8 protein-coding genes, 2 tRNA genes and 3 rRNA genes are annotated in these 15,667 nt (G+C 45.8%); 2 read left to right on the plus strand and 11 right to left on the minus strand.

Going from position 1 to position 15,667, the window contains the following annotated elements:
* Positions 1–91: 91 nt before the first annotated feature.
* The 7 genes from DIU38_RS24030 to DIU38_RS33210 all read right to left on the minus strand — a co-directional run bounded on the left by DIU38_RS24030 (position 92) and on the right by DIU38_RS33210 (position 8,850).
* On the minus strand, positions 92–2,509 hold the full coding sequence (locus DIU38_RS24030; protein ID WP_112657251.1) for a glycoside hydrolase family 31 protein: 2,418 nt from the start codon (positions 2,507–2,509) through the stop codon (positions 92–94).
* 532 nt (positions 2,510–3,041) lie between these two features.
* A 5S ribosomal RNA gene (gene rrf / locus DIU38_RS24035) occupies positions 3,042–3,153 on the minus strand.
* A gap of 211 nt (positions 3,154–3,364) precedes the next feature.
* Positions 3,365–6,241 (minus strand): 23S ribosomal RNA (locus DIU38_RS24040).
* 231 nt (positions 6,242–6,472) lie between these two features.
* A tRNA-Ala gene (locus DIU38_RS24045) sits at positions 6,473–6,548 on the minus strand.
* A gap of 78 nt (positions 6,549–6,626) precedes the next feature.
* A tRNA-Ile gene (locus DIU38_RS24050) sits at positions 6,627–6,701 on the minus strand.
* Between the two features lie 212 nt (positions 6,702–6,913).
* Positions 6,914–8,434: ribosomal RNA gene (locus DIU38_RS24055) — 16S ribosomal RNA — on the minus strand.
* Together the 16S, 23S and 5S rRNA genes with 2 tRNA genes alongside form the textbook arrangement of a ribosomal RNA operon.
* A gap of 260 nt (positions 8,435–8,694) precedes the next feature.
* Positions 8,695–8,850: a hypothetical protein gene (locus tag DIU38_RS33210; RefSeq protein WP_167516263.1), complete on the minus strand. Its 156-nt coding sequence runs from the start codon at positions 8,848–8,850 to the stop codon at positions 8,695–8,697.
* Between the two features lie 619 nt (positions 8,851–9,469).
* Here DIU38_RS33210 and DIU38_RS24060 point away from each other — a divergent pair.
* Positions 9,470–11,185 carry an IlvD/Edd family dehydratase gene (locus tag DIU38_RS24060; RefSeq protein WP_112653300.1) on the plus strand — a complete coding sequence of 572 codons (1,716 nt, stop codon included), beginning with the start codon at positions 9,470–9,472 and terminating at the stop codon, positions 11,183–11,185.
* Positions 11,186–11,329: 144 nt separating this feature from the next.
* On the plus strand, positions 11,330–12,097 hold the full coding sequence (locus DIU38_RS24065; protein WP_112653301.1) for an SDR family NAD(P)-dependent oxidoreductase: 768 nt from the start codon (positions 11,330–11,332) through the stop codon (positions 12,095–12,097).
* A gap of 66 nt (positions 12,098–12,163) precedes the next feature.
* Here DIU38_RS24065 and DIU38_RS24070 read toward each other — a convergent pair whose 3' ends face one another.
* The 4 genes from DIU38_RS24070 to DIU38_RS24085 all read right to left on the minus strand — a co-directional run bounded on the left by DIU38_RS24070 (position 12,164) and on the right by DIU38_RS24085 (position 15,625).
* Positions 12,164–13,015 (minus strand): NAD-dependent epimerase/dehydratase family protein, encoded by an 852-nt coding sequence (locus DIU38_RS24070; RefSeq protein ID WP_112653302.1) that lies wholly within the window; start codon positions 13,013–13,015, stop codon positions 12,164–12,166.
* 3 nt (positions 13,016–13,018) lie between these two features.
* Positions 13,019–13,318: a GNAT family N-acetyltransferase gene (locus DIU38_RS24075; protein ID WP_091176545.1), complete on the minus strand. Its 300-nt coding sequence runs from the start codon at positions 13,316–13,318 to the stop codon at positions 13,019–13,021.
* Positions 13,319–13,375: 57 nt separating this feature from the next.
* Positions 13,376–14,863: an alpha-amylase gene (locus DIU38_RS24080; protein ID WP_112653303.1), complete on the minus strand. Its 1,488-nt coding sequence runs from the start codon at positions 14,861–14,863 to the stop codon at positions 13,376–13,378.
* Between the two features lie 189 nt (positions 14,864–15,052).
* The gene (locus tag DIU38_RS24085) at positions 15,053–15,625 is read right to left on the minus strand and encodes an NADPH-dependent FMN reductase (RefSeq protein WP_112653304.1); all 573 of its coding nucleotides are present in this window, start codon (positions 15,623–15,625) and stop codon (positions 15,053–15,055) included.
* Positions 15,626–15,667 lie beyond the last annotated feature (42 nt).

Raw genomic sequence — 15,667 nt, forward strand, 5'->3', positions numbered from 1 at the left:
TGTTATATAAAGCGGTTATGCTTCCGTGCGATTGCCGCGCTACGCTTATAGTGACATAATGGGAGAAAATCCTAATGACTCAAATGACGCACTATAGCGCCACTACCACCGCTTTACCTGCATATTTAACAACCTTATCAGCCTTAGCTGTTAAAGCTACATCCGAGCCATGGGCGCCTTTAACCATCACAATGTTAAACGTACGGCTTTTCAGCTGGCCCGGAAAATGGCCTTTAGTGTCAGATATGCTAAGTTTACGTGTTTTATCGTTCCAGCTTAATGTAAACGTAGCTGATTGTCCTTTTTCGTAATTGTAGTTATCGTTTTCATCCTCGTAAAACTTAAATGAAGCATCAGCGCCGGGATAGATGCGAAGCTCAATATTGCTGTTTGGTTTTTCGGTAGCATACTCAACATCCGGCCCCATTGGTATAATTGAGCCCGCTTTTACATATAACGGCAAAATCTCGATAGGTGCCGCAGCGCTGATGGTTTGGCCACCGTCAAGCAGTTCGCCTGTCCAGAAGTTATACCATTTGCTGGCGGCAGGCAGGTAAACCTGGCGCGCCTTGGCTTTTTTATCTGCATCACTTGAAGTATATAGCTGTTCGGTTACCGGGTTAACCATAAAGGCCGGCCCGAACATATACTGGTCAGGAATACCGTAAACCTTGCTGTCGCCGCGGTAATCAAAAGCCAGCGAACGCATAATGGTATAGTTATCGTTAGTTACACGGCCTGCCAGTGAATAAATGTAGGGCATCAAACGGTAACGGAGCTTGTCAAAATTAAGCAGGATCGACCTCGTATTTTCGTCCCAGTTTTTGCTGAAGATGGCTCGCTCACCTTTACCGTGGATTCGGAAAATAGGGCAAAACGTACCAAACTGAAACCAGCGGGTAAATAACTCCCGTTTATCCGGCTGCGACCAATCGGCAGGTTTCCAGTGGTAGTGATAACCGCCGATATCTGACGTCCAATAAGGGATGCCGGAGGTACAGGCGTTGATGCCCTGTGGCACCTGGTCTTTAAAATCATGAAAAGTACATTCAATATCGCTCGACCATAACGTAGAGGCGTTGCGTTGCTCGCCGGCAAAGGACTGCCTTACCAAAAAGAAAGCACGTTTACCCGGGATATCCCTGCGCCAGCCTTCGTAAACGCCTTTTGTATGCTGTAAAGAGTAGGTATTAAAATAATCAATGCCTTTACCGATAGCAAAATTGCTTTGACGACGGGCGTCAAGTAAAGCACCATTATCCGGCTCACACTGGTCAATCCACCAGGCATCCCAGCCGTAACGTTTAATGAGGCTATCGCGGGCCTGGTCCCAGTAAAGCTCACGAGCTTTAGGGTTATGGGCATCATAATAAGTATCAAAGGTATGGGTAACCACGTTATCCCAGGTGATATCGGTTAAACCTCCCATTTTGTTCAGCGCATCATAATTAGGGGTGCCTTTACCAAACACCGGCCAGATAGAGATCATGGCATGGATATTGGCTGCGTGTAAAGCATCAACCAATTTTTGCGGATGCGGGTAACGTTCCGGTTTCATTACATGTGAGCCTATCGGCAATGGGTCCCAGTAGTACCAATCCTGCACAATCACGTCAACCGGGATATGGTTATTGCGGTAATTATCCTTTACGGTAAGGATTTCGTCCTCGCTCAGGTACCTGTCTTGCGATTGAAACAAGCCATAAGCCCATTTACCAAACATCGGCGCTTTACCGGTAGCGGTTCGATAAAGATCGATGATATGGTCAAAGCCCGGCCCGTAAAAAAAGAAATAATCAACCTGCTTACCGCTTTCGGATACATATTTAAATTTAGTGTTGTCCGCTTCGGCACCATAAAAATTACTGGCCGAATAGTTATCCCACATTAAGCCATAGCCTTTTGTTGATAACAGCACCGGGATAGCGCCGGTAAGATATTTGATAGCCAGGTCCTGGTTACGGCCTTTATAATTGATCGACATGGAATCTAAAGGATGGCAGCCTAAACCGAACAGGGCCTCATCCTTAGGCGACGCAAATTGGGTAGTAACGTTATAAGTGCTGATCCCCGCGATGGTTGCCGGAGTAATGGATTTATTGTCGCTGTCTTCGGCAGTAATCACGTTACCCTTCAAATCATTATAGGTGATGGCATTGGTAGCCTTATTGATCTTTACTTTCAGCTTTGCCGTAGTAATAACCACCTCGGTTTTCCCATCAGTAACCTGGTACGCTGAGCGCTGAACCCATTTATTATTCACAACCAATGATGGCTTGGTATCAAAAGCATCAAAGATGGTATATTTTACTTCGATGATATCATCCCTGCGGATAAGCACTTTCATCAAACCTTTGTCGAGCGTGAAAGTAACCCCGTCAGCTGCCTTTTTGAAAGATTTAATAACTGCTATAGCCGGCATGGCAGACATGCCAGCTAAAAGAAAAACAAACCACGCAATCGATTGCCTAACTTTTGCGCCTTTATGAGATAACTGTTTAAACATCATGACTATCACTGATTTGGTTTATACTGAGTGTGAGATTAACACTTAATTTGACGCCGTGAATATAGCGTACTTTTTTTAATTGGAGTAATTTTTTTAATGTCGAATTATCAGCTAGGCACTATAAGCCCCGGATATTCGGTATATCTTAAAAGTGATACAATTTACCACGCGCTTTTAAGCAAAATGGTGATACTATATGGTCAGTGTTCAAATGTTTAAAACAGGGTATTCTACTAATGGAATGAATTTCTATAACTTACTGATTACCAACATCTGTCTGCTCATCCGGTTGTAAGGAGATTTTGGCAGGATTATAACCAGCTGGTTATCATATACAATTATCCTGCAGGGCTTAACAAGTTTTCACACCTATAAAAATGGGCCGTGGGTTGTAACCGGGTCGATGCCTGCAATTGGCTATTGGGTGAATAGTAGCGTGGCGGGAAAAAAAGCTTATCAAAAGGCCAATAACGCAAAAAGCCCTAGTTATTAGCTAAGGCTTTTGCGATGTAGCACCATTGAAGGTGATAAAGGGTGGCACCGACCTACTCTCCCACGTTTTACCGCAGTACCATCGGCTCTGGCGGGCTTGACTTCTCTGTTCGGAATGGGAAGAGGTAGACACCGCCGATATAGGCACCTGAATTTCTTTTTATTAAGGTGAAAACTTAAAGGTAAAAGGTTAAAGGTTTCTTACCTTTCGCCTTTATCCTTTGGCCTTTCAGCCTCATAAATGACATATTATTGAAAGAAGTGATTGAAGTTAAGAGAAAACAACAGCTTTTGTTGTTTATCTGTTTGTCTCGGATTAGAGGTAGCGACTAATCTCTTAATCTCTAACCTCTAATCTCTGCTTTGAAGAAAGCTTCGGGCAATTAGTATTACTCGGCTATGATGTCACCACCTTTATACCTATAACCTATCAACGTAGTAGTCTCCTACGACCCTCAATGGAAGTCTCATCTTGTGGCTAGTTTCGCACTTAGATGCTTTCAGCGCTTATCTATTCCCAACGTAGCTACTCTGCAGTACACCTGGCGGCATAACAGATTCACCAGAGGTTAGTCCAACCCGGTCCTCTCGTACTAAGGTCAGCCCCACTCAAACTTCCTACGCCCACAACAGATAGGGACCGAACTGTCTCGCGACGTTCTGAACCCAGCTCGCGTGCCACTTTAATGAGCGAACAGCTCAACCCTTGGGACCTTCTCCAGCCCCAGGATGTGACGAGCCGACATCGAGGTGCCAAACCTCCCCGTCGATATGAGCTCTTGGGGAGATCAGCCTGTTATCCCCAGCGTACCTTTTATCCTTTGAGCGATGGCCCTTCCATGCAGAACCACCGGATCACTATATCCGTCTTTCGACCCAGCTCGACTTGTCTGTCTCACTGTCAAGCAAGCTTTTGCTATTGCACTCCACGTACGGTTACCAAGCGTACTGAGCTTACCTTTGAAAGCCTCCGTTACCTTTTTGGAGGCGACCACCCCAGTCAAACTACCCGCCAAACAATGTTCTCCTCTTTGAAGAGTTAGACACCAAATACAGAAAGGGTGGTATTTCAACGTTGACTAACCGACTCCTGGCGAAGCCGGATCACAGTCTCCCACCTATCCTACACATCCTGTATCCGATATCAATGTTAAGCTATAGTGAAGGTGCATGGGGTCTTTCCGTCCCGTTGCGGGTAACCGGCGTCTTCACCGATACCACAATTTCACCGAGCTCATGGCTGAGACAGCGCCCAGATCGTTACACCATTCGTGCAGGTCGGAACTTACCCGACAAGGAATTTCGCTACCTTAGGACCGTTATAGTTACGGCCGCCGTTTACTGGGGCTTCGATTCAATGCTTCGCCTTGCGACTAACATCCCCTCTTAACCTTCCAGCACCGGGCAGGTGTCAGGCCATATACGTCATCTTGCGATTTTGCATAGCCATGTGTTTTTGTTAAACAGTCGCCTGGGCCTTTTCACTGCGGCTGACATTGCTGCCAGCGCCCCTTCTCCCGAAGTTACAGGGCCATTTTGCCGAGTTCCTTAGCCATGATTCACTCGAGCACCTTAGGATTCTCTCCTCGACTACCTGTGTCGGTTTACGGTACGGGTTTTTATTACCTGAAGCTTAGCGGGTTTTCTTGGAAGTCTGATTACCTGAACTATCACATCCCCCGAAGGTTCTGTGTACTATCAGCTTTCAGCATAATCTGCGTACTTAACTACAGTTTATTTACCTACAGCCTTTAACGAACTATTCCGTCAGTTCGCGTCAGTGTCACTACTCCGTCACCGCATCGCAGTAATAAAAAGTACTGGAATATTAACCAGTTGTCCATCGGCTACGCCTGTCGGCTTCACCTTAGGCCCCGACTAACCCTGATCCGATTAGCGTTGATCAGGAAACCTTAGTCTTTCGGTGGGCGGGTTTCTCTCCCGCCTTATCGTTACTTATGCCTACATTTGCTTTTCTATTCCCTCCACAGTCAGTTACCTTCCTGCTTCTCCGACAAATAGAATGCTCCCCTACCAGTCACATTACTGTGAATCCATAGCTTCGGTATACTGCTTGATGCCCGTTTATTATCCATGCCCGATCGCTCGACTAGTGAGCTGTTACGCACTCTTTAAATGAATGGCTGCTTCCAAGCCAACATCCTAGCTGTCTGTGCAATCGGACCTCGTTAGTTCAACTTAGCAATAATTTAGGGACCTTAGCTGATGGTCTGGGTTCTTTCCCTCTCGGCCATGGACCTTAGCACCCATAGCCTCACTCCAGCGTATATTATAAAGCATTCGGAGTTTATCTGGATTTGGTAGGATTTGACTCCCCCGCACCCAATTAGTAGCTCTACCTCTTTATAACTCAACCGCCAGGCTGTTCCTAAAAACATTTCGGGGAGTACGAGCTATTTCCCAGTTTGATTAGCCTTTCACCCCTACCCACAAGTCATCCGGAAACTTTTCAACGTTTATCGGTTCGGTCCTCCAGTACCTGTTACGGCACCTTCAACCTGCCCATGGGTAGATCACAAGGTTTCGCGTCTACCTCCCCTGACTATACGCCCTTTTCAGACTCGCTTTCGCTTCGGATCCGTGTCTTAAACACTTAACCTTGCCAGGGAAGAGTAACTCGTAGGCTCATTATGCAAAAGGCACGCCGTCACCCGTTTCCAGGCTCCGACCGCTTGTAAGTACACGGTTTCAGGTTCTATTTCACTCCCCTGTTCGGGGTTCTTTTCACCTTTCCCTCACGGTACTGGTTCACTATCGGTCTCTCAGGAGTATTTAGCCTTACCGGATGGTGCCGGCAAATTCCCACAAGGCGTCTCCGACCTCGCGGTACTCAGGATACCACTATCCTATTATCTATTACCCGTACGCAGCTCTCATGCTCTATGGCCGGGTTTCCCACCCGTTCCGGTTCTATTTAATATTCATGTTGTGGTCCTACAACCCCTGCTATGCCGTAACATAACAGGTTTGGGCTTCTTCCATTTCGCTCGCCACTACTCTGGAAATCACTATTGTTTTCTCTTCCTCTGCTTACTTAGATGTTTCAGTTCGGCAGGTTAGCGCATTTATGCAGTTATTCTTCAAATAACTAGGTTTCCCCATTCGGAAATCTGCGGATTAATTCATATTTGCTAATCCCGCAGCTTATCGCAGCTTATCACGTCCTTCTTCGCCTCTGAGAGCCAAGGCATCCCCCGTGTACCCTTTCTTACTTTCTTCTACTCTTGCGCCTTTTGCGCCGCAAGGTATGTCTTTATGTTAGATCAGTCGTATTTGTTCATTAGTTCATTGGTTCATTAGTATTGCTACTTATTTACCTTTGAAGCTCTTGATCAAGTACAACGTCTCTATCTGTTGTTTTCTCTTGTTTTCAATTACTTCTTCCAATATGTCAAAGAACGTTAGTTTTCATCTGTAGCGTAACCTATATTATAGTTACTGTAGAATACTTGGTGGAGAATAACGGATTCGAACCGTTGACCCCCTGCGTGCAAGGCAGGTGCTCTAGCCAGCTGAGCTAATCCCCGTTGATGAATGATCAGAGATCGATGATCAGTGATTAGTTCCCTAACCTCTTATCTCTAACCTCCTTTCGCCTTAATAGTAGTCCCGAGCAGATTTGAACTGCTGACCCCTACATTATCAGTGTAGTGCTCTAACCAAGCTGAGCTACAGGACTATTTGTTTTTAGTTGCAGTTATCAGTTGCAGTTTGCAGGACTTTTCTGCCTACTGCTGCTGCCACTGCTTACTGCCACTTGTCCTGTGCTTACTTGCGTTTGCACATTCCACAGATGGCTTCATCTTCTGGGTTTCCTTTTGTCTTTTTGTTTGTGTTTTAAGAAATATCATGTAGCGAACAGTTCCGAGTCTATCAGAGATCCTGCTCCAGAAAGGAGGTATTCCAGCCACACCTTCCGGTACGGCTACCTTGTTACGACTTAGCCCCAGTTACCGACTTTACCCTAGGACGCTCCTTGCGGTTACGCACTTCAGGCACTTCCAGCTTCCATGGCTTGACGGGCGGTGTGTACAAGGCCCGGGAACGTATTCACCGCGTCATTGCTGATACGCGATTACTAGCGAATCCAACTTCACGGGGTCGAGTTGCAGACCCCGATCCGAACTGTGAATGGCTTTAAGAGATTGGCATCCTGTTGCCAGGTAGCTGCCCTCTGTACCATCCATTGTAGCACGTGTGTAGCCCCGGACGTAAGGGCCATGATGACTTGACGTCGTCCCCTCCTTCCTCTCTATTTGCATAGGCAGTCTGTTTAGAGTCCCCACCTTAAATGCTGGCAACTAAACATAGGGGTTGCGCTCGTTGCGGGACTTAACCCAACACCTCACGGCACGAGCTGACGACAGCCATGCAGCACCTAGTTTCGTGTTCCGAAGAACTGTGACGTCTCTGTCACATTCACTAACTTTCAAGCCCGGGTAAGGTTCCTCGCGTATCATCGAATTAAACCACATGCTCCTCCGCTTGTGCGGGCCCCCGTCAATTCCTTTGAGTTTCACCCTTGCGGGCGTACTCCCCAGGTGGAACACTTAACGCTTTCGCTTAGACGCTGACCGTATATCGCCAACATCGAGTGTTCATCGTTTAGGGCGTGGACTACCAGGGTATCTAATCCTGTTTGATCCCCACGCTTTCGTGCCTCAGCGTCAATCATACTTTAGTAAGCTGCCTTCGCAATTGGTGTTCTGTGACATATCTATGCATTTCACCGCTACTTGTCACATTCCGCCTACCTCAAGTACATTCAAGCTCTTCAGTATCAAGGGCACTGCGATAGTTGAGCTACCGTCTTTCACCCCTGACTTAAAAAGCCGCCTACGCACCCTTTAAACCCAATAAATCCGGATAACGCTTGGATCCTCCGTATTACCGCGGCTGCTGGCACGGAGTTAGCCGATCCTTATTCTCAAGGTACATTCAACTTCTTACACGTAAGAAGGTTTATTCCCCTGCAAAAGCAGTTTACAACCCGTAGGGCCGTCTTCCTGCACGCGGCATGGCTGGTTCAGACTTCCGTCCATTGACCAATATTCCTTACTGCTGCCTCCCGTAGGAGTCTGGTCCGTGTCTCAGTACCAGTGTGGGGGGTCATCCTCTCAGATCCCCTAAACATCGTCGCCTTGGTATGCCGTTACCACACCAACTAGCTAATGTTGCGCATGCCCATCTTAGTCCTATAAATATTTGATATTAAAGCGATGCCACTTCAATATGTTATGCGGTCTTAATCTCTCTTTCGAGAGGCTATCCCCCTGACTAAGGTAGGTTACATACGTGTTACGCACCCGTGCGCCACTCTCATTAGGAGCAAGCTCCCAAATCCCGTCCGACTTGCATGTATTAGGCCTGCCGCTAGCGTTCATCCTGAGCCAGGATCAAACTCTCCATTGTAAAATGTTTTGTTTAACCACTGACCCTATTATTAATTAATAGAATCTGTATTATATATCTTTATACAGTCTCTCTTCTTTTTGTAACTCTTCAGCTCAGTTTAACCTTGGTTAGACTTTGCCTCCCGTTACGCTACATGATTTCCATTTCTTAAAAGAACTTTTTCGCTTCATCATCCGAATCAGCTATTATGTCGTCGCAATTCGCATTGCTTAACTTGTCAGTTTGTTTCCCCGAAAATCGCTTTCGGCTCTTTTGAACTACTCATTAACTATTGTTAACTTTCTTCCTTCTTTTATTGACTGAAATCGCTCAGCCTCAACTTCTTTCGCTCTTTCAAGCTCCCTTCCGTTTGGGTCTGCAAAGGTAGAAAACCTTTTCTTATTTCCAAAACTTTTTTGTTTTTTATTTTTCAAAGTTTCAGACCCGCTTCACTCTCTTCTTTTCCTCTTTTGCGGGCTGCAAAGGTGTGGATTTTTTTTCATTCCCACAAAAAGATTTTAATCTTTTTTTCCTTTACTTTTCTATCCTTTTCAATGCACTAACCCCGCTTAACTCGCTTCCTCGTTTGCGGGCTGCAAAGGTAGCCACTTTTACGCCTTCTCCAAATTATTCTCTACTATTTTCCTTAATATCTTCTTAACATACTATACATCAGATAGAAAAAGTTTATACAAGCCTCGAAAACCGGCGTTAGGGATAGCAGCGGATACCGGCCAACGAGCGCAAAGCCTGCAGGCGTATGAGCGAATAGCCCGGCCGAAGGCAACGCCCTCATTCAGCTTGCTGTTTTGAGCACACAATTAATACTTACAAAAATCACGAGTCATCAACATCTATCCGGTCTATAAATAACTTATCCAGTTGCAACCTCTGCTATATACTTAGGAAGACAACCGCCGGAAACTCTGCCAACGATGACTTGTCTACCTCCGGCACACTATTTCTCTAACTTTTCATTTCCAATGCCTAAAACGATTTATAGAAATCTATATTTGTTAAACAACCAATTCAAAACACAATACATCTTATATAATGGAGGAAAAACCGCTACGGAGCCGGCAATGGTTTGGTAAAAAGGGCAAGGATGGCTTCATATATCGCGCCTGGATGAAAAATCAGGGCATCCCGGCACATCAGTTGCAGGGGAAGCCGGTGATCGGCATCTGCAATACATGGTCAGAGCTTACACCCTGCAATGCCCATTTCCGGGAATTAGCCCAATCTATAAAAAACGGCATTTATGAAGCCGGTGGCTATCCCGTTGAATTCCCGGTGATGTCGCTGGGCGAAACACTGGTAAAACCTACTGCCATGCTGTACCGAAACCTGGTAAGTATGGATGTGGAAGAGAGTATCCGCGCAAATCCGCTGGATGGCGTGGTGCTGCTTTGCGGCTGCGATAAAACCACGCCTGCACTGGTAATGGGAGCCTGCAGCGTAAATATTCCAACCATAGTAGTATCGGGCGGGGCCATGCTGACAGGTAAATACCGGGGCAGGGATATTGGCACATCGGATATCTGGCGCTTTTTCGCCGATCATCAAACCGGGCAAATGAACGATGAAGACCTTTATACTGCCGAAGCCTGCATGGCCCGCAGCCAGGGGCATTGCGCGGTAATGGGAACGGCATCAACAATGGCCTGCATGGTCGAATCGCTGGGACTTTCACTGGCAGAGAATGCGGCTATCCCCGCGGCCGACTCTCGTCGTAAAGTATTAGCGCACCTATCGGGCAATCGCATTGTTGATATGGTGCATGAAGATCTGAAACCTTCAGACATCCTTACCCGGCAGGCTTTTGAAAATGCCATCACCGTTAATGCGGCTATTGGCGGCTCTACAAATTTTATTATTCACCTGCTGGCCATAGCAGGCCGCATTGGGGTTGATTTAAGTATGGATGATTTCAATACATCATCCCGCAAAATACCCTTACTGGCCAATCTGCAGCCCTCGGGCAAATATTTTATGGAGGATTTTTATTACGCTGGTGGTTTACCGGCCTTAATGAAAGAGCTGCATGAAAAACTTAACAGCGGTGCCATAACCGTAAGCGGCCACCCTATATTGCGTAATTATGAAAACAGCGAATGTTTTAACCGCGAACTGATAGCGCCGGTTGATAATCCTTTTAACCCAACAGCAGGTATAACGATACTTAAAGGTAACCTTTGCGAAAATGGAGCAGTGATGAAACCGTCGGCGGCAAGCCCGGGCTTAATGCAGCATACCGGTAAGGCCGTTGTATTTGAAAATATAGAGGATTTTAATCATCGCATCAATGATCCGGCATTGGATGTGGATAAAAACAGTGTGCTGGTATTGAAAAATGCAGGCCCAAAAGGCTACCCCGGCATGCCCGAAGTTGGCAATATGCTGATCCCAAAAAAACTGGCCGACCAGGGCATTACCGATATGGTACGCATCTCTGACGGGCGGATGAGCGGTACCGGCTTTGGCACGGTAGTACTGCATGTATCACCAGAAGCGGCCATCGGCGGAACATTGGCTATAGTACAGGATGGCGATATGATTAAACTTGATGTACCTGCCGGTACACTGCACCTTGAGGTTAGTGATGAAGAAATTGCCGAAAGAAAATCAAAGCTGGCATTAAATAACACTATCAGCAAACGGGGATACACTTATTTATACCAAACGCATGTAGAGCAAGCCCATCTGGGGGCTGATCTTGATTTTTTAAGAGGAGGCTCGGGAAGTGAGGTTTTAAGGGATTCGCATTGAGAGAGACAAAATAACAAATAAGCTTTGAGCGAGGGGCGGTCAGTCTAAGCCTGTCGAAGACTCGCGCGCAGAGGCCCGCCCACCATGCTTCGACATGCTACCCATGACAGCCAGCAATTAGTTAACCAACCATTAACCTAAAAAATGATAACTGATAAATTTAGCGGACAGGTAGCCATAATAACCGGTGCCGGGCAAGGGATAGGTTTTGAAATAGCTAAACAGCTAAGTCTCGCCGGTGCGGATTTATTATTGAATGATTTGAGTGAGGAACTGGCTGTTCAGGCATCCGATACCATTAATGGGCTCGGCGGTAATTGTTACCCGATAGCCGGCGATGCTTCGGACATTGATTTTATACAGCAAATGGTTGATGAAGCGGTACAGCGTTATGGCAAACTTACCATTGCCGTTGCCAATGCCGGGATCACTTTGTTTGGCGATTTTTTGAATTACCCTGCCCAATCCCTGCAAAGTGTAATGAATGTTAATTTGCAGGGCAGTTTCTTTTTGGCGCAAAGGGCAGCCAGGCAAATTGTGAAACAAAAAAGCGGGGGCAGCATCCTGTTCATGTCCTCGGTTACAGGGCACCAGGCCCATCAGGACCTCGCAGCTTACGGTATGACGAAAGCAGCCCTCGAAATGCTGGCCAAAAGCCTGGTGGTTGAACTATCACAACATCAAATTACCGTGAATACCGTGGCGCCCGGTGCCACCCTTACCGAGCGCACGATGGAAGATGCCGGATATCAAAAAACCTGGGCCCGCATTACCCCTATGGGTCGCGCCGCAACTGTTGAAGATGTGGCAAACGCGGTGTTGTTTTTGGTTTCGCCAGATGCAAGGCACATTACCGGGCAAAATTTGGTAGTTGATGGGGGATGGACGGCGGTTAGTACTTCGCCGTATTAGTGAGTGGTTACCCTTCTTTAAATTAAAAACCAGACTTGCGAAGTTTTGAAAACTTCGCAAGTCTTATCACAGTTCGAGGTTATTCAACACATAATCAAACGTAAACTTTGGCTCATAACCAAAATACCGTTTAGCCTTGTTGCTTACATAAACCCGGTCAATGCTTTTCGGAAATGTCCAGCCATTTAATTCGTAAATAGCTTTAGCCTGCGGATAGTGCTTTATGATCACTTCTGCCGGGTTCTGTTTTAATTGCACAAGCTCATCTTTTTTAAAGGGTGAACTACTGGTGATATTAAAGATCTCGAACTCTGGAAAAGTTTGTTCCAAAGCTAATTGGAGGCCTTCGGCACCATCGCGTTCATCGAGGCCGCGGTATAGTCGGTGATTTAGTTTGAGGTTATCCGTTTCGGGCAGGAAACGACCAACGCGGTAAACCGATGTTTGCAAGCCTTCGCGGTAAAAGAAATCCTTACAAAGCTGCTCGGCGGTTTGCTTGGTGATGTCGTAAATATCCCGTGGTTTAATAGGCAGTTCTTCATCAACCCAAACGGCCTGGTTAGCATCCACCATCGCATCGCCATAAATAGATGTGGTACTGGTATACAGCATTTTTTGAACACCATTAGCAATACAGGCATTAAGCAAATTGAGCGTACCGTAAATATTTACATCGATGAACGCTTCCCTGGGGTAGTTGAGTTCATAATGTTTACCGTGGATTGCCGCGGTATGAATAATTGCATCGGTGTTTTTTGCGATGGCTAAAACAGCATCTTTATTTAATATATCAATCTGTTCATCGGTAGTTTCGGCGGCAATCAAGTCTATGCCGATAACGTTGTGACCGTGCGCCCGCAAATGCTTAACTGTAACTGCTCCTAACCTGCCGGATGAGCCCGTAACTAAAACCAGCATAAGTTAATGACCGGGAGCAATAGCCAATATCCGGGACCACTCGGGGTGGCGTTTCAGGTATGATACCACGTAAACACAAAGCGGCACCAGTTTCAGGTTATTCTGTTCGATATAGTTGAATGTTTTTTCAACAATGGCCGATGCCACGCCTTTGCCTTCCAGCTCAACCGGCACTTCGGTATGGATGAGGTAAATTTTATCGTCCTTTTTTTTGTAGTCGATAAAAGCACGGTAGCCTTCAACCGTCAATTCAAAATTGTGGATGGCCTCATTATTTACCAGGGGGATTTCTTCGTATTTCATAGCGTATATATTACGGCGTGAACAAATGTATAAAATGTTCACCCCGTTTAACAGAAATTACTTCTTAATTCCCCAAACCGATACCGATCCGGCCTTCACTTTAAACTCGGCCCAGCCATCGGCAGTGATCACTACCTCTTCTCCATCGTGTTTATCAAGGTAATCAACAAACACTTTGCCTGCATGCCCTGCCCCAATTTCCATTTCCTTAAAACCATCCTCACTGTTTGAAATCACTACGGCACAACCTGAATCTTCGTGATCGGTATCGCCTTCACGCGTCCAGCCTATGCAGTTAGGGTGGTCAAAATAATCGCGCTGAGTTCCGTAAGCCATGTTTTTCCTTACATAAAGCATGGTTTCCAGTTCGGTTACTACAGGCAGCTCTATTTCATGATCTTCACCGTCGCCCCCCTTGTCTGTATATTTTGCGCCGTACATATCGGCATAAAAAACGCATGGGTAACCGGCTTCACGCAGCAGGATCAGCGCATAGGCCAAAGGCTTAAACCATTGATCGATTGGTTGCTCCAACGACTGCAGCGGCTGGGTGTCGTGATTTTCGATAAGTGTAACTGCCAGTTCGGGCTTTACGCTCACAAGTGTATTATCAAAAATAGTGGTGAGGTCATAATCCTTCCCGGCCCTCGAAGCATGATGAAAGTTATCATGCAGTAAGGTATCAAAAAGCGACATGCGCCCTTCGGTCACCTCAATGTATTTTAATAATTTGGGCAAATCGAAAGCCCAATACTCACCAACAGTAAAAAACTCCTGCTTAAACTCATTGCGCATATAATCAAGCCATTCGTTGTAAAAGCCATGATCCATATGTTTAATGGCATCAAGCCTGAAGCCATTAAATTTTGCGGTTTCAAAATACCATTTGCCCCATTTTTTCAGTTCCTCCCGTACGCTTGGGTTACGGGTGTCAATGTCTGAAAGCATAAGGTAATCAAAATTGCCGTTTTCGTCGTCAAGTACATCTTTCCAACCTTCACCATATTGGTTCTGGATGCTGAATATGGCCGTTTCCTTTTTATAGGCATCATAATCAATACCCGAAAAGCACTGCCAGTCCCATATAAATTTGGAATATTTTCCCTTGCGGCCCGGGAAAGTGAATTTTGTATATGCACCTATTTCGTAAACCTCGCTAATAAACTCGTTCCGGTTGGCGGGGTCAACCTTGCGGGCGTTCACCTTTTCTATTTCGTCGGCACCGCCCATATGATTAAGTACCACATCAACATAAACCTTTAATTGGGCTTTTTGCGCCGCAGCTATGGCGTCGAGATATTCCTGTTTGGTGCCGTATTTTGTGGCGATTGTACCTTTCTGGTCAAACTCGCCAAGATCATAAATATCGTAAACATCGTACCCGGCCGAGAGCCCCCCGCTTGCCGCTTTATAAGCCGGCGGAAGCCATACCGAATCGATCCCTTTTTTCTTCAGGTTTTCTGCATCATTTTTTAACTGATTCCACAATCTGCCTCCGGCGGGGTAATACCATTCAAAAAACTGCAGCATTGTAAAATTTTCCATGCTTTTAATTAAGTAAGCTAATTATAAATGACTACTTAACTAAATATAAACAGAAAGGTTTTAGCAAGACTTAACGACAGCGTTAAATCATTGTGAACCCCAAGATTTACAGGACATGAATCTGTCAAAGCTTTTCTGTTTACACTATCAGGAATACAAAACCCAGGCTGCTTAAAGCTGTGTTGTTATTTAAAACTTATCTTCTCTAATCGCTTTCATACCCTTTGTCCACCTTACCAATTGGTCGAACATAATTTTGGCATTTTTATCCAGTCTTTCATCCGCCATAAAGTTATTGTCCTCGTCAACAAACTGATTTAGCTGAGGGATATTTACCATTTCGGCAAGGGCTACATTTTTTAGTGAGAGCAAATCGGTTTTTAAACTCATAACTGCTCTTACTCCGGCAAAAGGGCCTATAGAATAACTTACAATGCCACTTGGCTTATAAGCCCACTCGTGTACTAAGTACTCAATTGCATTTTTAAGCGGGGCAGGATAACTATAATTATATTCGGCAGTTACGAAAATAAAGGCATCCGCCTCTTCAATTTTAGTGCTCCATTGTTTGGTATAGTCGTGTTCGTATTGCTTAAGGGCAGGATGAACAGGCTCATTCATCAGGGGGAGGTTAAGTTCACCAAGGTCAATCATTTCAGCCTCGAAACCATGGCTGTTGGCAGCCTCAGTTATCCATTTTGCTATTGCAGGCCCTTTACGACCCGGACGTACGGTTGATGTTATTACTTTGAGTTTATACATGCTCATCTGTTTGCGGTAAAAATTAACAATTCATTAAGACGC

Origin of the sequence: Mucilaginibacter metallidurans, assembly GCF_003286435.2 — a bacterium.
GTDB lineage: Bacteria > Bacteroidota > Bacteroidia > Sphingobacteriales > Sphingobacteriaceae > Mucilaginibacter > Mucilaginibacter gossypii.